The organism is Pseudomonas sp. SB113 (assembly GCF_040754745.1).
In the GTDB taxonomy this organism is placed as follows: domain Bacteria; phylum Pseudomonadota; class Gammaproteobacteria; order Pseudomonadales; family Pseudomonadaceae; genus Aquipseudomonas; species Aquipseudomonas grimontii.
The window spans coordinates 17,208-38,478 of sequence record NZ_JBFMHW010000003.1; the positions used below are offsets into that span (position 1 = coordinate 17,208).

17 protein-coding genes and 1 pseudogene are annotated in these 21,271 nt (G+C 60.2%); 14 read left to right on the plus strand and 4 right to left on the minus strand.

The features are described 5' to 3' along the window. Positions 1–11 precede the first annotated feature (11 nt). The 9 genes from pilW (at position 12) to AB1462_RS04810 (ending at position 9,754) form a co-directional block, all read left to right on the plus strand. Positions 12–770 carry a type IV pilus biogenesis/stability protein PilW gene (gene pilW, locus AB1462_RS04770; RefSeq protein WP_259191494.1) on the plus strand — a complete coding sequence of 253 codons (759 nt, stop codon included), beginning with the start codon at positions 12–14 and terminating at the stop codon, positions 768–770. After that, positions 770–1,771, plus strand: a complete 1,002-nt coding sequence (locus AB1462_RS04775; protein ID WP_367246277.1) for a RodZ domain-containing protein — start codon at positions 770–772, stop codon at positions 1,769–1,771. Before pilW ends, AB1462_RS04775 begins: the two co-directional genes overlap by 1 nt. 2 nt (positions 1,772–1,773) lie before the next feature. After that, positions 1,774–2,883 carry a flavodoxin-dependent (E)-4-hydroxy-3-methylbut-2-enyl-diphosphate synthase gene (ispG, locus tag AB1462_RS04780; RefSeq protein WP_034115889.1) on the plus strand — a complete coding sequence of 370 codons (1,110 nt, stop codon included), beginning with the start codon at positions 1,774–1,776 and terminating at the stop codon, positions 2,881–2,883. 23 nt (positions 2,884–2,906) lie between these two features. Then, a complete protein-coding gene (gene hisS, locus AB1462_RS04785; protein ID WP_053135507.1) occupies positions 2,907–4,196 on the plus strand; it encodes a histidine--tRNA ligase in 1,290 nt (429 codons plus the stop codon). Between the two features lie 41 nt (positions 4,197–4,237). After that, positions 4,238–4,879 (plus strand): YfgM family protein, encoded by a 642-nt coding sequence (locus tag AB1462_RS04790; RefSeq protein ID WP_027605420.1) that lies wholly within the window; start codon positions 4,238–4,240, stop codon positions 4,877–4,879. Next, positions 4,872–6,023: an outer membrane protein assembly factor BamB gene (gene bamB, locus AB1462_RS04795; RefSeq protein WP_090400674.1), complete on the plus strand. Its 1,152-nt coding sequence runs from the start codon at positions 4,872–4,874 to the stop codon at positions 6,021–6,023. Before AB1462_RS04790 ends, bamB begins: the two co-directional genes overlap by 8 nt. A 139-nt stretch (positions 6,024–6,162) precedes the next feature. Further along, positions 6,163–7,632 (plus strand): ribosome biogenesis GTPase Der, encoded by a 1,470-nt coding sequence (der, locus tag AB1462_RS04800; protein WP_090400673.1) that lies wholly within the window; start codon positions 6,163–6,165, stop codon positions 7,630–7,632. 194 nt (positions 7,633–7,826) lie between these two features. Further along, positions 7,827–8,975, plus strand: coding sequence for a pyridoxal phosphate-dependent aminotransferase (locus AB1462_RS04805; protein WP_259191492.1), 1,149 nt, complete (start codon positions 7,827–7,829; stop codon positions 8,973–8,975). After that, complete coding sequence (locus AB1462_RS04810) at positions 8,963–9,754, plus strand: amidohydrolase (protein WP_090400671.1); 792 nt, start codon at positions 8,963–8,965, stop codon at positions 9,752–9,754. The genes AB1462_RS04805 and AB1462_RS04810 overlap by 13 nt, the downstream gene beginning before the upstream one ends. Before the next feature lie 167 nt (positions 9,755–9,921). Here the strand turns inward: AB1462_RS04810 and leuA are convergent, their stop codons facing one another. The 4 genes from leuA to AB1462_RS04830 form a co-directional block, all read right to left on the minus strand. Beyond that, on the minus strand, positions 9,922–11,601 hold the full coding sequence (gene leuA, locus AB1462_RS04815; RefSeq protein WP_090400670.1) for a 2-isopropylmalate synthase: 1,680 nt from the start codon (positions 11,599–11,601) through the stop codon (positions 9,922–9,924). A gap of 324 nt (positions 11,602–11,925) precedes the next feature. After that, complete coding sequence (locus AB1462_RS04820) at positions 11,926–12,747, minus strand: peptidoglycan DD-metalloendopeptidase family protein (RefSeq protein WP_315338569.1); 822 nt, start codon at positions 12,745–12,747, stop codon at positions 11,926–11,928. Positions 12,748–12,750: 3 nt separating this feature from the next. Then, positions 12,751–14,130 carry an exodeoxyribonuclease VII large subunit gene (gene xseA / locus AB1462_RS04825; protein WP_259191490.1) on the minus strand — a complete coding sequence of 460 codons (1,380 nt, stop codon included), beginning with the start codon at positions 14,128–14,130 and terminating at the stop codon, positions 12,751–12,753. Positions 14,131–14,140: 10 nt separating this feature from the next. Next, positions 14,141–15,031, minus strand: a complete 891-nt coding sequence (locus AB1462_RS04830) for a LysR family transcriptional regulator (RefSeq protein ID WP_090400667.1) — start codon at positions 15,029–15,031, stop codon at positions 14,141–14,143. 99 nt (positions 15,032–15,130) lie between these two features. On the opposite strand from AB1462_RS04830, the gene AB1462_RS04835 reads away from it, so the two are divergent. The 5 genes and pseudogenes from AB1462_RS04835 to AB1462_RS04855 all read left to right on the plus strand — a co-directional run bounded on the left by AB1462_RS04835 (position 15,131) and on the right by AB1462_RS04855 (position 21,262). Next, positions 15,131–15,898, plus strand: coding sequence for a sulfite exporter TauE/SafE family protein (locus AB1462_RS04835; RefSeq protein ID WP_259191488.1), 768 nt, complete (start codon positions 15,131–15,133; stop codon positions 15,896–15,898). 91 nt (positions 15,899–15,989) lie between these two features. Continuing rightward, positions 15,990–16,538 carry a sugar ABC transporter ATPase gene (locus AB1462_RS04840; protein ID WP_065924854.1) on the plus strand — a complete coding sequence of 183 codons (549 nt, stop codon included), beginning with the start codon at positions 15,990–15,992 and terminating at the stop codon, positions 16,536–16,538. Between the two features lie 104 nt (positions 16,539–16,642). Then, positions 16,643–18,112: an IMP dehydrogenase gene (gene guaB, locus AB1462_RS04845; protein WP_090400665.1), complete on the plus strand. Its 1,470-nt coding sequence runs from the start codon at positions 16,643–16,645 to the stop codon at positions 18,110–18,112. Between the two features lie 126 nt (positions 18,113–18,238). Next, positions 18,239–19,816, plus strand: a complete 1,578-nt coding sequence (guaA, locus tag AB1462_RS04850) for a glutamine-hydrolyzing GMP synthase (RefSeq protein ID WP_090400664.1) — start codon at positions 18,239–18,241, stop codon at positions 19,814–19,816. A 283-nt stretch (positions 19,817–20,099) separates the two neighbouring features. After that, a pseudogene (locus AB1462_RS04855) lies at positions 20,100–21,262 on the plus strand (IS3 family transposase). Positions 21,263–21,271 lie beyond the last annotated feature (9 nt).

Below are 21,271 nucleotides of genomic sequence, written 5' to 3' on the forward strand. Positions count from 1 at the left end.
AGAGGATCTCTATGCCCTTGCGCCTTGCGCTGCTTCTGCTTGTTACCGGTCTCGTGGCCGGTTGTGTTTCATCGGGCCATGACAGCCCTTTGCAAACCGGCAAGGGCCGTGACGAGGCGCGAGTTGCCTATGTGCAACTGGGGTTGGGTTACCTGCGACAAGGCATGAGCGAGCAGGCCAAGGTGCCGTTGAAAAAGGCCCTTGAGCTGGACAGTGACGATGCCGATGCCAATGCCGCACTGGCCCTGGTGTTCCAGGCCCAGGCCGAGCCTGAACTGGCTGACCGGTATTTCAACAAAGCCCTGGCCGCAAGACCTGCCGACCCGCGGCTGCTGAACAATTACGGCAGCTTCCTGTTCGAGCAAAAGCGTTATGACCAGGCAGCCCTTTATTTCCAGCAAGCCAGCACCGATACCCTCTATCCTGAGCGCTCAAGGGTGTTCGAGAACCTTGGGGTGACCTCAATGCGCCTCGGCCAGCGCGACAGCGCACGCCAGCAGCTGGAAAAAGCCCTGCACTTGAACGGTCATCAGCCACGAGCGCTGCTCGAAATGGCTGAGTTGTCCTACGAAGACAGGCATTATGTGCCTGCACGTGACTATTACGAGCGTTTTAGCCTGCTCAGCGGGCAAAATGCACGTAGTCTATTGCTCGGCGCGCGCCTGGCGACGGTTCATGAAGAACGCGACACGGCCGCACGTTTTGGCCAGCAACTCGAACGACTCTATCCCGGTACGCCGGAATATCAGCAATACCTGTCGGAGCAATGATGAAAGCGGCGCACCCGGAAGTTGTAGCAGCTAATCGCGTAAACCCAGGCGACACTTTGCGTCAGGCCCGCGAAAGCAATGGTTGGTCGCTGGCGGAAGTGGCCCTCAAGCTCAATTTGACCACCACATCCCTGGGCAACCTTGAGGCCGGCGCATTCGACAAGCTGCCTGGGCATACCTTCGCCCGCGGTTATATCCGCGCCTACGCCAAGCTGCTGGGCATCGACCAGGCCATATTGGTCCAGCAATTCGATCAATTCACCGGTACCGACTCCCAGGGCAGCAGTGTCCATGGCCTGGGTCGTATTGAAGAGCCGGTACGGGTTTCCCACACAATCCTGCGTATTGTCAGCCTGTTGTTGCTGATCGCCGTGATCGGCGGCGGTTTTGTCTGGTGGCAAGACCAGACGTCCCAGCGTAGCAAAGACCTGACCAGCAACGCCATGGAGCACGTCGAAGTCGAGAGCGCTGACGGCACCACCCAGATACATCCGCTGGATGAGCCGGAAGACCAGGCCGTTGCCCAAGGCCAGGCTGCCCCTGAAATTCCGGCCGCCACCGAGCAGCCCGAACCGGAAACCGCGCCGACCGCTGCCGTACCGGCCCCAGTCACACCGGCCGCGCCAGCTCACACGCCGGCCGCCCCGATTGCCCAGGCCAATACACCGGCCGCTTCAGCCCAGGCGCCAGCAACTACGGCGCCAGCCGCTCCGGCCGCCCCGGCGATGTCACCACCCACCACCCCAGCGTTGATCGCCGGTGACGGGCGTGTACAAATTACCTTCGTAGCTGACTGCTGGACGCAAGTCACCGATGGCAACGGCAAAGTGCTGGTCAGTGGTCTCAAGCGTAAGGGAGATACGCTCGACCTGGGCGGCAAGCCTCCTCTGACGCTGCGTCTGGGCTTTGCCCGTGGCGCGCAAGTGGCCTACAACGGCCAGCCTGTGGACGTAGCGCAGTTCACCACTGGCGAGACCGCTCGCCTGAAGTTGGGACAATAGTCATGCACGGCGAATCTCCAATCAAACGTCGCGTATCGCGCAAGATCTGGGTCGGCTCGGTGCCGGTGGGTGGCGACGCCCCCATCGCGGTGCAAAGCATGACCAACAGCGACACCAATGACGTTGCCGCTACCGTTGCCCAGATCAATCGTCTGGAAGCGGCCGGAGTAGACATCGTCCGGGTATCCGTCCCGGACATGGATGCTGCCGAGGCTTTCGGGCGCATCAAGCAACTGGTCAAGGTGCCGCTGGTTGCCGACATTCACTTCGACTACAAGATCGCACTGCGCGTGGCCGAGTTGGGCGTCGATTGCCTGCGCATCAACCCGGGCAACATCGGTCGTGAAGACCGTGTGCGCGCCGTGGTGGACGCTGCCCGTGATCGCGGGATCCCGATCCGCATCGGCGTCAACGCCGGTTCCCTGGAAAAAGACCTGCAAAAGAAGTACGGCGAGCCCACTCCGGCAGCGCTGGTTGAGTCTGCACTGCGCCACGTTGAACACTTGGAACGCCTGAACTTCCAGGACTTCAAGGTCAGCGTAAAGGCCTCCGACGTGTTCATGGCGGTAGAAGCCTACCGCCTGCTGGCCAAGGAAATCGTGCAACCGTTGCACCTGGGGATCACTGAAGCCGGCGGTTTGCGCTCAGGCACAGTGAAATCTGCGGTCGGTCTCGGTATGCTGCTCGCCGAAGGAATTGGCGATACTATCCGCATCTCGTTGGCGGCAGACCCGGTAGAGGAAGTGAAAGTCGGCTACGACATTCTCAAATCCCTGCGTTTGCGTTCCCGCGGTATCAACTTCATTGCCTGCCCGAGCTGCTCGCGGCAGAACTTCGACGTGGTGAAAACCATGAACGATCTGGAGTTGCGCCTCGAAGACCTGCTGGTCCCGCTGGATGTTGCAGTGATCGGCTGTGTGGTCAACGGCCCGGGTGAAGCCAAGGAAGCCCATGTGGGCTTGACCGGCGGCACACCGAACCTGATTTACATCGACGGCAAGCCGTCGCAGAAGTTAACGAATGACAATCTGGTGGATCAGCTGGAAAAGTTGATCCGCGAGAAAGCGGCCGAAAAGGTCGCCGCTGACGCAGCGCTGATCGCTCGCGGCTGATTGAACGAATTTAAGGATTTGATGTGAGCAAGTCTCTGCAAGCCATTCGTGGCATGAACGACATCCTGCCGGAGCAAACGCCGCTGTGGCGCTACTTCGAGAGCACTGTCGCGCGCCTGCTGGATAACTACGGTTACAAGCAGATCCGCATGCCGATCGTCGAGTTCACCGAGCTGTTCAAGCGCTCCATCGGTGAAGTGACCGACATCGTCGAAAAAGAGATGTACACCTTTGAAGACCGTAACGGCGACTCCCTGACCTTGCGTCCGGAAGGTACCGCCGCGTGCGTGCGCGCCGTGCTAGAACATGGCCTTACCGGTGGCGGCCAGCCGCAGAAGCTGTGGTACATCGGCCCGATGTTCCGTCACGAGCGCCCACAGAAAGGCCGTTATCGCCAGTTTCACCAGATCGGCCTGGAAGTGTTCAATCTCGATGGTCCGGACATCGATGCCGAGCTGATCGTGCTGACCTGGCGCCTGTGGGGCATGCTGGGTATCCGCGATGCGGTCAAGCTTGAGCTTAACAGCCTGGGCACCAGCGAATCCCGGGGCCGCTACCGCGAAGCGCTGGTGGAGTTCCTGTCCGCCCACCTGGACAAGTTGGACGAAGACAGCCAGCGCCGTCTGAAGACCAACCCGTTGCGCGTGCTGGATACCAAGAACGCCGACACGCAAGCCGTACTGGTCGACGCGCCGAAAATGGCCGACTACCTCGACGACGAGTCCCGTACGCACTTCGAGGGCCTCAAGGCTCGCCTGGATGCGGCCGGTATTCCTTACGTGATCAACCCGAAGCTGGTACGCGGCCTCGATTACTACAGCAAGACCGTGTTCGAGTGGGTCACCGACAAACTCGGCGCCCAGGGCACTGTGTGTGCGGGGGGCCGTTACGACGGCCTGGTCGAGCAGATGGGCGGCAAGCCGACCACTGGCGTAGGTTTTGCCATGGGCATCGAGCGGCTGATCCTGCTGCTGGAAACCCTGGAGCAGGTTCCGGAAGAAATCTCCCGCCAGGTGGATGTGTACCTGTGCGCCTTTGGCGAGGCCGCCGAACTGGCCGCCCTGGCCCTGAGCGAAAAAGTACGTGACCAGTTGCCGAACCTGCGCCTGCAGATCAATGCCGGCGCAGGCAGCTTCAAGAGCCAGTTCAAGAAGGCCGACAAGAGCGGTGCACTGTATGCACTGATCCTTGGCGATGACGAGCTGGCCCAGCAAGTGATAGGTTTCAAACCCCTGCGTGGCCAGGGCGAGCAACAGAACATAGCCTTTGATGCGCTCGCTGCGCACTTGGCCACCTGCGTCGTGCAGGGTTGAAGCTGTCGAACAGCCGAATTTAGCGATTAAGGAGTATTGGGGTGTCGAGTACTGATGATGAGCAGTTGGCCGAGTTCAAGGACTGGTGGCAGCGTAACGGCAAGCCCCTGGTTACTGGCGGTCTGCTGGCTTTAGTGGTGGTGTTCGGCTGGCAAGCCTGGACAAAGTATCAGGCTAACCAGTCCCAAGGCGCCTCGATCGTTTATCAGCAATTGCTGGAAACCACCCTGACGCCGGATGGCAAGCCTGATCCTGCGCAAGTGGCGGACCTGGCTGGCAAGCTGAAGAACGAATTCGGCGGTAGCACCTACGCCCAATACGGCAGCCTGTTCGTCGCGAAGGTCGCGGTTGATACCGGCAAGCTGGATGACGCCGCCGCAGAACTGAAGGCCATCGCCGACAAGCCGACCAACCCGACCCTGGGTGAGATCGCACGTCAGCGCCTGGCCCAGGTATTGGCGGCACAGAACAAGGCCGACGAAGCACTCAAACTGCTCGACGGCGATGCGGACAAGGCATTTGTAGCCACTCGCGAAGAGCTCAAGGGCGACCTGTTGGTCCAATTGGGTCGTACCGACGAAGCCAATGCTGCGTACAAGAAAGCCAAGGCGGCGCTGTCTGATGAAGCGGCGGTCGGTGGCTTACAAATCAAGCTGGACGACCTGGCCAAAGGGGATGCGTGACGTGATCCGTTGGAAACATGCAGCATTGCTGGCTCTGGCCGTTCTGGCCGCGGGTTGCAGCAGCAACAGTAAAAAAGAACTGCCGCCGGCCGAGCTGACCAGCTTCAAGGAAGAAGTCGTCCTGCAAAAGCAATGGAGCCGCTCCATCGGTGACGGCCAGGGCGAGACCTACAACATGTTGGTGCCGGCAATCGACGGTGACAACATTGTGGCCGCTGACGTAACCGGCGTGGTGATCTCCATGGATCGCCTGAACGGCGACGTGAAGTGGAAGAAAGACCTCGAATTGCCTGTGTCCGGCGCCGTAGGCGTAGGTTACGGCATGGTCATGCTCGGCACGCTCAAGGGCGAAGTCGTAGCGCTGGACTCCAGCACCGGTGAAGAGAAATGGCGCGCTCGCGTGACCAGTGAAGTCCTCGCACCGCCTGCCACCAATGGCGATATCGTCGTGGTGCAAACCCAGGACGACCGTGTGATCGGCCTGGACGCCAGCACTGGCGAGCAGCGTTGGTTGTACGACAGCACCCCTGCGGTGCTGACACTGCGCGGTACCAGTGGTCCGGTTGTGACCAACAATCTGGCCGTTGCAGGCCTGTCGACCGGTAAAGTAGTCGCCTTGAACACCCAGAACGGCGTGCCGGCCTGGGAAACCCGTGTGGCCATCCCGCAAGGTCGTTCAGAGCTGGATCGCGTAGTGGACATCGACGGTGGCTTGCTGCTGTCGGGTGAAACCCTTTACGTGGCCACTTACCAGGGCCGTGTTGCTGCGCTGGACCTGCAGAGCGGCCGTGTTAACTGGCAGCGTGATGCGTCCAGTTATGCGGGTGTCGCCCAAGGGTTTGGCAGCGTCTACGTAAGCCTGTCGTCCGGCACCGTTGAAAGTGTCGACGAGCGTTCCACCACTGCACTGTGGAGCAATGACTCCCTGGCCCGTCGTCAACTGTCGGCCCCGGAAGTGTTCTCCAGCTACGTAGCGGTCGGCGACTTCGAAGGCTACCTGCACCTGCTGAGCCAGGTGGATGGTCGTTTTGTAGGTCGTGAGCGTATCGACAGCGATGGCCTGCGTGCCCGTCCGCTGGTCGTGGGTAACATGCTTTATGTGTTTGGCAACAGCGGCAAGCTGGAAGCCCTGACCATCAAGTAAAGGTTTGACTATGCTTGGGGTAAAACCCAGGCGGCCCCGCTTCGGCGGGGCATGCGGCATTTGAATATGCTGCCCCGAGCACCAGCCGCTGCCTTGCAGCGGCTTTTGTATTTTCTGAAATAACGAAGTGGAGAGCCGCATGGTTCCCGTAATCGCCCTGGTGGGCCGACCTAACGTCGGCAAGTCCACCTTGTTCAACCGCCTGACCAGGACTCGTGACGCCATCGTCGGCGACTTGTCCGGTCTGACCCGTGATCGCCAATACGGTGAGGCAAAGTGGCAAGGGCGCTCCTACATTATTGTCGACACCGGTGGTATCTCCGGTGATGAGCATGGCATGGACGAAAAGATGGCCGAGCAGTCGCTGCTGGCCATTGAAGAAGCTGATGTCGTGTTGTTCCTGGTGGACGCCCGCGCGGGTTACACCGCCGCCGACCAGATGATTGGCGAGCACCTGCGCAAGCGCAACAAGCGTTCCTATTTGGTCGCCAACAAGATCGACAACATCGATCCTGAGGCGGCCCGCGCCGAGTTCAGCCCAATGGGCCTGGGCGACGCGATCCCGGTCGCTGGTGCCCACGGTCGTGGTATCACCCAGATGCTGGAAATCGCCCTGCGCGACTTCCCCAAGGATGACGCCGAAGAAGAAGAGGGTGATGAAGAGATCGTTGCCGAAGGCGAGGAAGCCAAGCGCATTCCTGGCCCAAGCGAAAAAGACGGTATCAAGATCGCGATCATCGGCCGCCCGAACGTGGGCAAGTCGACCCTGGTCAACCGCATGCTCGGTGAAGACCGGGTAATCGTCTATGACCAGCCCGGCACCACCCGCGACAGTATCTACATCCCGTTCGAGCGTAACGACGAGAAGTACACGCTGATCGACACCGCCGGTGTGCGCAAGCGCGGCAAGATCCACGAGGAAGTTGAAAAGTTCTCCGTGGTGAAAACCCTGCAGGCGATCAAGGACGCCAACGTGGTGATCTTCGTGATGGACGCCCGCGAAGGCGTGGTGGATCACGACCTCAACCTGCTGGGCTTTGCCCTCGAAGCCGGTCGCGCCCTGGTCATCGCGATCAACAAGTGGGACGGCATGACGCCGAGCGAGCGCGATTTCGTCAAGATCGAGCTGCAGCGCCGCCTGTTCTTTGTTGAGTTCGCCGATATTCACTTTATCTCGGCCCTGCACGGCACGGGTGTGGGCAACCTCTACGCTTCCGTACAGAACTCGTTCAAGTCTGCGGTTACCCGCTGGCCGACCAACCGTCTGACCCAGATCCTCGAAGACGCAGTCGGCGAGCACGCACCGCCGATGGTCAACAACCGCCGGATCAAACTGCGTTACGCCCACTTGGGTGGTGCCAACCCGCCGATTATCGTGATCCACGGTAACCAGATCGAGAAGGTGCCCAAGTCCTACGTGCGTTACCTGGAAAACACCTACCGCCGTGTCTTGAAACTGGTCGGTACACCGATCCGTATCGAGTTCAAGGGTGGCGAGAACCCGTACGAAGGCAACAAGAACACACTGACTGACCGTCAGGTGAACAAGAAGCGTCGTTTGATGACTCACCACAAGAAGGCCGACAAGAAGCGCAGGGATAAAAAGTAGCAGCTGCAAGTTGTAAGCTACAAGCTGCAAGCTAAAGCGGGTTTGCTTGCGGCTTGAGGCTTACAGCTTGTAGCTCAAACCGCCAGGCACAAAAAAGGGCTCTGAATGAGCCCTTTTTTGTGCCTGTCGGTTTGCCCCTTGACCTGCTTGCAGCTTGCAGCTTAAAACTTGCAGCTCACCCGAAGGGGGCTCCCATGATCACCAGCAAGCTGCCAAATGTCGGCACGACCATTTTCACCACCATGTCGCAACTCGCTGCCGAAACCGGCGCGCTCAACCTGTCCCAGGGTTTTCCCGACTTCAATGGGCCTCAGGCTTTGCTCGATGCCGTGGGCAAACATGTTGCCAGCGGGCATAACCAATATTCCCCGATGACCGGCTTGCCGGCCCTGCGCCAACAAGTGGCGGCCAAGATCACCCGCAGCTACGGCGCCACGGTCAACCCTGACAGCGAAGTGACCATCACCCCTGGGGCCACCGCTGCGATCTTCTGCGCGATCCAGGCGGTAATTCGCAATGGCGATGAAGTCATTGTGTTCGACCCTTGTTACGACAGCTATGAGCCCTCGGTCGAGCTGGCCGGTGGCCGCTGCGTGCATGTGCAACTGAGTCTGGATGGCTTTGCTCTCGACTTCGAGAAGATCCAGGCCGCGCTGTCGCCACGTACGCGCATGATTATCCTCAACACCCCACACAACCCTACTGGCGCGCTGATCAGCCGCGCCGAGCTGGACCTGTTGGCGGCATTGATCCGCGACCGCGATATCTACCTGGTCAGCGATGAGGTGTACGAACACCTGGTATTCGACGGCGTGCCCCACGTGAGCGTGCTGGCCCATGAAGAGCTGTACCCGCGTGCGTTCGTGGTCAGCTCCTTTGGCAAGACCTACCACGTCACCGGCTGGAAAACCGGCTACGTCGTCGCGCCACCGGCCCTGACGGCCGAACTGCGCAAGGTGCATCAATACGTCAACTTTTGTGGGGTGACCCCGTTGCAGTTCGCGTTGGCCGATTTCATGGCCGAACACCCGGAGCACGTCGACGAACTGCCGGCGTTTTACCAAGCCAAGCGCGATCTGTTCTGTGACCTGCTGGCACCGTCGCGCTTGCGCTTTACCCGGGTGGCCGGAACCTACTTCCAGTTGGTCGATTACTCACAGATACGCCCGGACCTGGATGACGTCGCCATGTCTCTCTGGATGACCCGCGAACACGGCGTGGCGACCATCCCTATCTCGGTGTTCTACCAGCGCCCACCACAAGGCCAGCGCCTGGTGCGCCTGTGTTTTGCCAAGCGCGAGGAGACGCTGCGCCAAGCGGCTGAAAAACTATGCGTGATCTGACTGCATTGCCTGACTTGAATATCGCCCTGGTCCAGACCACCCTGGCCTGGCACGACCGCCAGGCCAACCTCGAGCATTTCGAGGGGCTGCTGGAGCAGGCCCGCGGCGCCGACCTGATCGTGCTGCCGGAGATGTTCACCACCGGTTTCTCCATGGACTCGCAAACCCTCGCCGAGCCGGAAAACGGCCCGACCCATCATTGGCTCCAGGCCCAGGCTGCGAAGTACAACGCCGTGATCACCGGCAGCGTGATCATCCAGGCCGCCGACGGCAGCCACCGCAACCGCCTGTTGTGGGCGCGGCCGGATGGCGAGGTGTTGCATTACGATAAGCGTCATCTGTTTCGTATGGCCGGTGAACACAATCACTACACCCCCGGCGAGCGCCAGGTGCAGTTCGAGTTGAAAGGCTGGCGTGTTCGTCCGTTGATTTGCTACGACCTGCGCTTTCCGGTGTGGAGTCGGGATGCCCGGGACACTGACTTGCTGCTGTACACCGCCAATTGGCCGGGGGCGCGGCGCCAGCATTGGAACCGATTGTTGCCGGCGCGGGCTATCGAGAACCTGTGCTACGTGGCGGCGGTGAATCGAGTGGGCACCGACGGCAAGGGCTTTGCCTATACCGGTGATAGCCAAGTGTTGGACTTCCAGGGCGAAAGCCTGCTGAGCGCTGGAGAGGCAGATGGGGTATTCCAGGTCTGCCTGGACGCGGTTGAACTGGCGGCGTATCGCACCAAGTTTCCGGCGAACCTGGATGCCGATAGCTTTCAGTTTGTCTGACAGACCGCTATCGGGGGCAAGCCCCTCTCACACTTTGATTTGTGAATACATTCAAAATGTGGGAGGGGGCTTGCCCCCGATGAGTCCCTGACAGGCAACCCAAATCTGAAACTCAATAAAAAGGCCCCTGGGTTCTCACCCAGGGGCCTTCTGTATTGCGGTGATGATTACGCCGCCTTCGCTTCCAACTGGCTCAGCGAGCGGTTCAGCGCGCTGAACACTGCCTTGAAGCTGGCGGTGGTGATGTTTTCATCAATGCCCACGCCATGCACCGGACGCTCACCGTTCACGCGTAATTCAATGTAAGCGGCAGCCTTGGCATTGGTGCCTGCGCCAATCGCGTGTTCGTTGTAGTCCATGATCTCCACGCCAATCGGCAGGGCGGCAACCAGGGCTTCCAGGGTGCCGTAGCCCTTGCCGTGCCAGCGCAGGTTGGTTTCGCCCTGGCCTTTGCCCGAGACTTCCACTTCCACCGAGCTGTTGCCGTTTTCTTCCTGCAGGCGATGGCTGACCAGCGCGTACGGGGTATTGGCTTGCAGGTATTCACGCTGCAGCAAGGCGTAGATCTGCGGCGCGGTCATCTCCAGGCCCACGCGGTCGGTTTCGGCCTGGACTACCTGGCTGAATTCGATCTGCATGCGGCGTGGCAAGCTGATGTCGTATTCCTGCTCCAGCAGGTAGGCGATACCGCCTTTGCCCGACTGGCTGTTCACGCGGATCACCGCCTCGTAGCTGCGACCGATGTCAGCCGGGTCGATCGGCAAGTACGGCACCTCCCACAGCGCGTCGGCTTTCTGCTGGGTAAAGCCCTTGCGGATCGCGTCCTGGTGAGAACCCGAGAATGCGGTGTGCACCAGGTCGCCGACGTACGGATGACGTGGGTGTACCTGGATCTGGTTGCACTCCTCGACGACTTTGCGCACACCGTCGATGTCGGAGAAGTCCAGTTGCGGGTCGAGGCCCTGGGTGTACATGTTCAACGCCACGGTGACCAGGTCGACGTTACCGGTACGCTCGCCGTTACCGAACAGGCAGCCTTCGACACGGTCCGCGCCGGCCATCAGGCCCAGCTCGGTGGCGGCTACGCCGGTGCCGCGGTCGTTGTGGGTGTGCAGGCTGATGATCACGCTGTCGCGACGGTTGATATGGCGACCGAACCACTCGATCTGGTCGGCATAGATGTTCGGCGTGGCGCACTCGACGGTGGCTGGCAGGTTGAGGATCATCTTGTGCTCAGGCGTCGGGTTCCAGACCTCGATCACCGCGTCACAGACTTCCTTGGCGAACTCCAGCTCGGTAGCGCTGAAGGTCTCCGGCGAGTATTCGAAGGTCCACTGTGTTTCCGGCTGCTGGGCGGCGTATTTGACGAACAGCTTGGCCGCGTTGACTGCGATGGCCTTGATGCCGTCCTTGTCCTGGTTGAACACGATGCGGCGGAACGACGGCGACGTAGCGTTGTACAGATGCACGATGGCTTTTTTGGCGCCGCGCAGGGATTCGAAGGTGCGTGCGATCAAGTCTTCACGGCCCTGGGTCAGCACCTGGATGGTGGTGTCCTCGGGGATGTGGTTGTCTTCGATCAGGGTACGCACGAAGTCGAAGTCGGTTTGCGACGCGGCGGGGAACGAGGCTTCGATTTCCTTCACGCCGACGGCGACCAGGGTCTTCCAGAAACGCAGCTTTTTCACCGCGTCCATCGGCTCGATCAGCGACTGGTTGCCATCACGCAGGTCAGAGCTGCACCAGATCGGCGCGGTGGTGATGGTCTTGGACGGCCAGGTGCGATCCGGAATATCGATGGTCGGAAACGCGCGGTACTTCGAAGACGGGTCTTTGAGCATGCTCATCGGGAAATCCTTTGTTGTAGGGGCCGAGAAAAGGCGGCCTGCCGTAGAACTGTTATTGGGGATAAAGCTTGAAGACGAGGCAGATCGATTCAGCCTGGCAGTCGTGCGCTGACGAGGCACAGGCTGCGGTGCTGGCGGAGCTGAATGAGGGTATGAGAGGTTTTCATAGGCTCAACCCTAACCCCAGAGGTGAAAGATGGCAAGCAGTCGCTAAAAATTGAGATAACTTCTTATATTCACGTAGGGGACGAGATTTTATGGCTGAGAATTGCTCTGTGGCTTGTTCCGATTGCGCGCTCATTATCGGGCGCGCAATTGGGCATTTCAGGGTTGGAACGCGCCGATAAAGATCGCCGGGTCTACCCGTGCATCGTTGAGGCTGACATTCCAATGCATATGGGGGCCGGTCGCGCGGCCGGTCGAACCGACTTTGCCCACTACCGCCCCGCGTACCAGTTGCTGGCCGACCTTCACGTCGATCTTCGACATATGGCAGAACATGCTGATAAAGCCCTGGCCGTGGTCAACGAACACGGTGTTGCCGTTGAAGAAATAGTTGCCGACCAGAATCACCTTGCCGTTCGCTGGCGTCTTGATCGGTGTACCGGCTGGCACGGCGAAATCCAGGCCCGAATGGGGATTACGCTCTTCACCGTTGAAGAAGCGACGAACGCCAAACTTGCTCGACAGCGGGCCGTTCACCGGTTTGTCCAGCACCAGATTGCTCGGCAGGTTCGGGCTGAAACTGCGATAGGCCTTGAGCTGTACGGCCAACTCGCCTTCGATGCGCTTGAGTTGCGCCGGGTCGGGGTTGACCTGGCTTTTGTTCTTCAAGGTGATGCGTTGCTCGGGGTACTTCTTGTAACCAACGATAAATGGCAGGTTGCGCCCACCGCTGCTGATGCGCTCATTGCCCGGCTTGACCGTCAGCGCAATACCGACAATCGCCAGCCAGTTGTCCTGCTCCTTCACCACCAACACCGGTTTGCCTTGGTACGTGGCTTTCGGCGCGGCAGCCGCAGGGCCCAGCTCAACCACCGCAACGCCGCCCGGCACCGGCTTGTTCAAGGTCCGGCTGATATAGCTGTCGGCATGGGCGTTAACGGTGAGGCATAGCAGCAACAACACACTAAGGAGACGTGGCATCAATCAATCCAATAACGAAAGGGTGACGGGTGTCAGGTGGTTGTCTTCCACCCGCACTTGCAATTGACCTTCACCGAGGCGAGCGGTGAGCCGCTGGCCGGTGTGGGTCTGTGCGGCGTTGCGGATGGCCTGGCCGCGCTCGTCAAGCAGGATGCTGTAGCCACGACCCAGCGTCGCCAGCGGGCTGACCACGTGCAGCGTCTGCACCTGGCTTTGCAGTTGCAGGCGACGCGCCTTGAGGCCTTCGCGCATGGCACGCGGCAGGCGTTCGGCAAGGCTGTCCAGGCGCTGGCGCAACAGGGCCAGTTGGCGGCCTGGATGCTGGCCGGCGAGGCGAGTTTCCAGGCGGATCAGGCGTTCGCGTCGCGTATTGAGGCTGCGCTCGAAGGCGCGGCGCAGGCGCATATCCAGGTCATCCAGGCGCTGGGCCTGCTGGCGCAGACGTTCGCCAGGGTGTCGCAGGCGCCGGGCCATGCCTTCCAGGCGCAGGCGGTCGTGGGTCAGGCGATTGCGCATCAGCATCACCAGGCGGCGGTGCAGGCTCTCGACCTGACGCACCAGGTTGCTGGCGTCGGGAGCCAGCAACTCAGCGGCCGCGGATGGTGTGGGCGCGCGCACGTCGGCGACGAAATCGCTGATGGACACATCGGTCTCATGGCCGACGGCGCTGACGATTGGCGTCACGCACGCGTCCACTGCGCGGGCCACGGCCTCTTCGTTGAAGCACCAGAGGTCTTCCAGCGAGCCGCCCCCACGGGCGAGGATCAACGCGTCAAAGCCACGGGCGTCCGCCAGTTTCAGCGCGCGCACAATCTGCGGGATTGCTTCGCGGCCTTGTACAGCGGTGGGGATCAACGTCAATTGCACTTGTGGCGCGCGGCGGCGGAACACGCTGATGATGTCGCGGATCACCGCACCCGTGGGCGAACTGATAATGCCGATGCGGCGCGGGTGGGCAGGCAGCGGCACCTTGCGTTCGGCGCTGAACAGGCCTTCGGCGCTGAGTTTTTCCTTCAGGGCGTCGAAGGCCAGGCGCAGCGCGCCATCCCCGGCGGGCTCGACGGTATCGAGGATCAACTGGTAGTCGCCACGGCCCTCGAACAGCGAGACCTTGCCGCGAACCTTGACCGCCAGGCCATCCTTCAGCGCCTGGCGAACCCGCGCGGCGTTATTGCGAAACAGTGCGCAACGCACCTGGGCGCCACTGTCCTTGAGCGTGAAGTACACATGGCCGGAGGCCGGGCGGGCGAGGTTGGAGATCTCGCCTTCGACCCAGATATTGGTGAACACGTCTTCCAGCAACACCCGCGCGCGGCCGTTGAGCTGGCTGACAGTCAGGACTTCGCGGTCGAGGCCCAAGCGGGCAAAAGGATCTTTAATCATGGGCGGCAGTTTATAGGCATTCGTGCAGGGTTTGACAGAATTGCTCCACCAATGCGCTCGGTGACTGCTGGCTGGCCAGGGCCACGGTGCTCAGGCAGTCCGGGTCGGCCAGGGGCAAGAAGTGCACGTTGGCCGGGGCGATGTCCTGCATGGACTTTGGTAACAAGGCAATACCGAAGCCGGCCTGGATCAACTGTAACTGGGTGGTCTTGCGTGACATCACCCGTGCGGCCTTAGGGAAGAATCCGGCACGCATGCACAGTTCGGCCGACAGATAACTCAGCCCGCCGCGCTGGGGATGAGGTATCGAGATAAACGCTTCGTCCTTGAGCTGTGCCAGGTCGACTGGCGCGTTGCTACGCGCCAGCGCGTGATTCGGCGGCACTGCCAGCAGCAATTGCTCCTTATAGATAGGTTCCACACGTACGCCTTCGCGCTGGCGCAACACGGGCAAACGTAGCAGGCCGACATCCAGGCGACCGTCAGCGATTTCCTCCAATTGCGCCTCGGAGGACAGTTGGGCGATATCCATCGACACGCCAGGACAGCGTTCCAGCCAAGTGCTGATGCCTCGCAGTAACGGGCCGCTCATCGGCACAGTGCTCGAATGGCTCAGGCGCAGGGTACCGAGTTGGCCATTGCCGACCTGGGTCGCCATTTCACTGGCCTTGTGCAGCTCACCCAGCAGGTTGCGCGCCCGTGGATAAAACGCTTCACCGGCGGCGGTCAGCCGGGGCTGGCGCGCGGTGCGTTCGAACAGCGCGGTTTGCAGTTGGGTTTCCAGCTCCTTGATCTGCCGGCTCAAGGCCGATTGCGCGACAAACAAACGTCCGGCGGCAGCACTGAAGCTGCCGCTGTCGGCGATTTCGACGAAGTAACGCAGTTGGCGAGTGGAAATCACGCGTCATGCCTTTTCGAGATGGGTGGAGGGCTTTGAAGATATTAGTCGCAACCCTCGCCGCTGGCTAAAGTGATGGCTATCTCTTACAAGGAATAACCCATGAGCCCGGTAGAGCTGTTGAGTCAGTGGTCGTTTGGCGGTGTCGATTGGCTGGTGATCGGCCTGGGCATCGTCGTGGCCTATATCGTGTTTGGCATCGCAGGCTTCGGCACGGCGTTGGTGGCGGGGCCGATCCTGCTTATGTTTATGCCGCTGTCGAAGATCATCCCGCTGTTGGTACTGCTGGATTTTGTCGCGGCATTTGGCGGCCTGCTGCAAACGCGACGGGACGTAAATAAGCCGGAGCTGCTGCGATTGCTGCCGTGCATGGCGATTGGCTGCACCTTGGGCGTGGTGTTTTTGCTCAATTTGCATTCGGATCTGTTGCTGCTGTTGATGGGGCTGTTTATCAGCGCCTATGCGATTTACAGCCTGGCGGTGAAAGCCCGGCCCACGCAACTGGCGGCGGGGTGGTCGATCCCGATGGGCACCGTGGGCGGGCTGTTTGGAGCGTTGTTCGGCAGTGGTGGCTTTTTATATGCAATCTATCTGAACAGCCGTTTGCCCAAGGACGCGGCACGCGCGACCCAAAGCGCGTTGATCAGTTGCAGCACGGTGGTGCGCCTGAGCCTGTTTTTGATCGCCGGGGTGTATGCTGATTTGCCGCTGCTGATGTTGGCACTCTGCCTGTTGCCCGCGATGGTCCTGGGGCTGTGGTGTGGGCGCAGGCTGACGATGCGCATGTCCCGTGAGGCGTTTGTGCGCTTGGTGACGTGGCTGGTACTGGCCAGTGGCATTGCATTGATTGGGCGGTACTTGAGCACTTGACCTGATTGCTTCAGGGATTAAGCTGCCGTCCTCCCGGGCGTCATCGCGGGCTTGCCTGCGATGACGCCAGCAGCCACACCGCAGGACTCTCATGAACTCCCAAAGCATCCTTGTCCCGAAAATCTCCACCTTGCCCGTCCACGAACCCCGCGCCCGGGCGATCGTGCGCTGGCTGGTGCGCAAGAACATCATCAAGGAAGAACTGACCACCTGTGGCCGTACCGGCAACCGCATGGCCTATGCCCTGGCCGACGGTGCCCGCGCCGTGGTGCTGCACCCTGAAGCGCTGCCGTTCAACGAGCCGGTCAATGGCCTGGAGATCATCTACAAACGCTGCATCTACACCCCGGCCAAGGGCTTTCTCGAAGAAGCCGGCTGCCCGGAATGCCTCAAGGAAGTCGGCGAGGCGTTGTTCGAAAGCCTGGAAGACTGGATGCCCGGCCACACCGATAACTTCACCTGCCCGCTGTGTGGGCATGAAGATGACATCAATGGGTTTCTGTTCCTGCAGGCGTGCGGGTTTTCCAACCTGGGATTCATCTTCAACAACTGGGCGGAGGCCGGGTTCAAGCAGAGCTTTATCGACGAATTCGCCGATTGGCTGGACCAGAAGATCAGTTGGGTCAAAGTCGAGTTGTAGTCCTTCTATCACTATTCCCAAATATGTCAGAGTTTTACATTGAGACCTGGGGGGTGTCTGAGTATAATGGCGCGCTTCCATTTTCCCGCTCGGGAGCCCCCGCGATGCTGCGTATCAGCCAAGAAGCTCTGACATTCGACGACATTCTCCTAGTGCCCGGTTATTCCGAGGTGCTTCCTAACGAAGTCAGTCTCAAGACCCGCCTAACCCGTGGCATCGAGCTGAATATTCCCCTGGTTTCCGCTGCCATGGACACCGTCACCGAAGCCCGTCTGGCCATCGCCATGGCTCAGGAAGGCGGTATCGGCATCATCCACAAGAACATGACCATCGAGCAGCAAGCTGCCGAAGTGCGCAAGGTCAAGCGTTACGAAGCTGGTGTGGTGAAAGATCCGATCACCATCGAAGCCGACGCTACCGTGCGTGACCTGTTCGACCTGACCCGCCTGCACAACATCTCCGGTGTTCCCGTGCTGCACGATGGTGACCTGGTCGGCATCGTCACTTCCCGTGACGTACGTTTCGAAAACCGTCTTGAAGTGACCGTCCGCGACGTGATGACGCCTAAAGAGCGCCTGGTCACGGTCAAGGAAGGCGCCGACAAGAACGACGTACGCGAACTGCTGCACAAGCACCGCATCGAGCGCGTGCTGATCGTCGATGACAAGTTCGCCCTCAAAGGCATGATGACCGTCAACGACATCGAAAAAGCCAAGGCGTACCCGCTGGCCAGCAAGGACGACCAAGGCCGTCTGCGCGTAGGCGCTGCGGTCGGTACCGGTAAAGACACCGGTGACCGTGTCGCGGCCCTGGTTGCTGCCGGTGTCGACGTGGTAGTGGTCGACACTGCCCACGGTCACTCCAAAGGCGTGATCGACCGCGTTCGCTGGGTCAAGCAGAACTTCCCTGAAGTGCAGGTGATCGGCGGCAACATTGCCACCGGCGCTGCCGCCAAGGCCCTGGCCGAAGCGGGCGCGGATGCAGTCAAGGTCGGTATCGGCCCTGGCTCGATCTGCACCACGCGTATCGTTGCCGGTGTAGGCGTGCCGCAAATCAGCGCCATCGCCAACGTCGCCGCGGCCCTTGAAGGCACCGGCGTCCCGTTGATCGCCGACGGCGGCATCCGTTTCTCCGGTGACCTGTCCAAGGCCATCGTTGCCGGTGCCTCTTGCGTGATGATGGGCTCGATGTTCGCCGGTACCGAAGAAGCACCGGGCGAGATCGAACTGTTCCAGGGCCGTTCCTACAAGGCTTACCGCGGCATGGGTTCGCTGGGCGCCATGTCCCAGGCGCAAGGCTCTTCCGACCGTTACTTCCAGGACTCCTCGGCAGGCGCCGAGAAGCTCGTACCGGAAGGCATCGAAGGCCGTGTGCCGTACAAGGGCACCCTGAGCGCCATCATCCATCAACTGATGGGCGGCCTGCGTTCCTCGATGGGCTACACCGGCAGTGCCGACATCGAAGAAATGCGCACCAAGCCAGAGTTCGTACGGATCACCGGCGCCGGCATGGCTGAATCCCATGTCCACGACGTGCAGATCACCAAGGAAGCGCCAAACTATCGGGTCGGCTGATGCCGACAGCTATAAGCCACAAGTTATAAGCTGCAAGCGGGGCTGCATTAGTGCAGCTACCGTGCGGCTTCCGATTACTTGCAGCTTGCAGCTTGAAGCTTGCAACTGCTTTTCAGAGTTTCTTTCATGGCCCTCGACATTCACGCCCACCGCATCCTGATCCTCGACTTCGGTTCCCAGTACACCCAGCTGATCGCCCGCCGCGTGCGTGAAATCGGCGTGTACTGCGAACTGCACCCGTTCGACATGGATGACGAAGCGATCCGCGAATTTGCCCCGAAAGGCGTCATCCTCGCCGGTGGCCCCGAGTCCGTGCACGAAGCCAACAGCCCGCGTTGCCCGCAAGCCGTGTTCGACCTGGGCGTGCCCGTCTTCGGTATCTGCTACGGCATGCAGACCATGGCCGAGCAACTGGGCGGCAAGGTTGAAGGTTCCGAGCTGCGTGAATTCGGTTATGCGCGTGTCGACGTGGTCGGCAAGAGTCGCCTGCTGGACGGCATCGAAGACCACGTCGACGCAGACGGCCTGTTCGGCCTCGACGTATGGATGAGCCACGGTGACAAAGTCACCAGGATGCCGGAAGACTTCCACATCCTGGCCAGCACCCCGAGCTGCCCGATTGCCGGCATGTTCAACGATGAGCGCGGCTACTACGGCGTGCAGTTCCACCCGGAAGTGACCCACACCAAACAAGGCGGGCGCATCCTGTCGCGCTTCATCCTCGACATCTGCGAGTGTGAAGCCCTGTGGACCCCGTCGAAAATCGCTGAAGACGCAATCGCCAACGTGCGCGCCCAGGTCGGCACCGACAACGTCCTGCTCGGCCTGTCCGGCGGCGTTGACTCCTCCGTGGTCGCCGCGCTGTTGCACAAGGCCATCGGCGACCAACTGACCTGTGTGTTCGTCGACAACGGCCTGCTGCGCCTGCACGAAGGCGAGCAAGTGATGGCCATGTTCGCCGAGAACATGGGCGTCAAGGTGATCCGCGCCAACGCCGAAGATCAGTTCCTCAACAACCTGGCCGGCGAGTCCGACCCGGAGAAGAAGCGCAAGATCATCGGTCGCACCTTCATCGACGTATTCGATGCCCAGTCCAACAAACTGGACAACATCAAGTACCTCGCCCAGGGCACCATCTACCCCGACGTGATCGAGTCGGCCGGCGCCAAGAGCGGCAAAGCCCACGTGATCAAGTCCCACCACAACGTGGGTGGCCTGCCTGAGGAAATGAACCTCAAGCTGGTAGAGCCGCTGCGCGAACTGTTCAAGGACGAAGTCCGCCGTCTGGGCCTGGAGCTCGGCCTGCCATACGACATGGTCTACCGCCACCCATTCCCAGGCCCGGGCCTGGGCGTGCGCATCCTCGGTGAAGTGAAGAAGGAATACGCCGACCTGCTGCGTCGTGCCGACCACATCTTCATCGAAGAACTGCGCAAGGCCGACTGGTACCACAAGGTCAGCCAGGCGTTCGTGGTGTTCCAGCCGGTGAAATCGGTTGGCGTGGTCGGCGATGGCCGTCGTTACGCCTGGGTTGTGGCCTTGCGTGCCGTAGAAACCATCGACTTCATGACCGCCCGCTGGGCACACCTGCCGTACGAACTGCTGGAGACTGTCAGCGGCCGTATCATCAATGAGATCGAAGGTATTTCGCGCGTTACTTATGACGTGTCGAGCAAGCCGCCGGCGACGATTGAGTGGGAGTGAAATCAGGTCCTTCGAGGACTATCGCCAGCTATCGAAAGATCGTCGTAACGTATTGATCCGTTAGGAAAAAGCGTCACGGCATCTATCGGTAGCTATCGCCGGCTAGCAAAACAGATTGACGGTAGCGTTGGCGGTAAGAATCGAGGCTGGATTAAGACACTCTCGTTGGGAGATCAGGCGGCAACGTAGCCCCTCTATCTGATAACAATAGAGAAAAGATGTAGTGGTCTAATGAAACCGGACACCCATTTAGGCGAGAATGCTCGCCAGATCGAGGTGTCAGATGACCAAACAACGCCGCTCCTTTACTCCTGAATTCAAGCGCGAGGCTGCCGACCTTGTGCTCAAACAAAACTACAGCTACATCGAAGCCAGCCGTTCACTCGGCATTGGTGAGTCGGCATTGCGCCGCTGGGTTGACCAGATTCAGAAAGAACATAAAGGCATCACTCCGCAGAGCAAGGCACTGACGTCGGAGCAGCAAAAAATTCAGGAGCTGGAAGCCCGGATTGCTCGGCTTGAGCGAGAGAAATCAATACTAAAAAAGGCTACCGCGCTCTTGATGTCGGAAGATCATGAGCGTTCGCGCTGATTGACCAGTTGAGCGCCCATGAGCCGGTTGATTGGCTGTGCAAGGTGTTTGACGTCACTCGCTCGTGTTACTACGCCCAGCGCCTGCGGCGCCGCACGCCCGATGTTGAACGGCTTCGATTACGTAGTCGCGTCAGTGAGCTGTTCTCGCAAAGTCGCAGCTCTGCGGGCAGTCGTAGCATTCTGTCGCTGATGCGTGAAGACGGTGAGCAACTCGGTCGATTCAAAGTGCGTAGCTTGATGCGCGAGCTTGATTTAGTCAGCAAACAACCCGGCTCCCATGCCTACAAACGAGCAACAGTAGAAAGACTGGATATCCCGAACACATTGAACCGCGAGTTCGACGTGCCAGCGCCCAATCAAGTCTGGTGCGGCGATATCACCTACATTTGGGCGCAAGGAAAGTGGCATTACCTGGCTGTCGTCTTGGATCTTTGTACGCGTCGGATCGTGGGTTGGGCGCTGTCGGAAAAGCCAGACGCTGAGCTGGTGATCAAAGCGTTGGATATGGCCTACGAGCAGCGTGGCAGGCCTTCGGATCTGCTATTCCACTCGGACCAAGGATCGCAATATGCAAGCCGACTCTTTCGCCAGCGGTTGTGGCGATACCGCATGCGCCAGAGCATGAGTCGACGAGGAAACTGCTGGGATAACGCACCGATGGAGCGCGTATTTCGCAGCTTGAAAACAGAATGGATACCGACCGTGGGCTATCGAACTGCGCTGGAAGCACAGCGCGATATCAGCCATTTTTTGATGCATCGCTACAACTGGATTAGGCCTCATCAATTCAACGATGGGTTGGCTCCAGCGCGGGCCGAGGAAAAACTTAACGTCGTGTCCGGGATTAGTTGACCACTACAA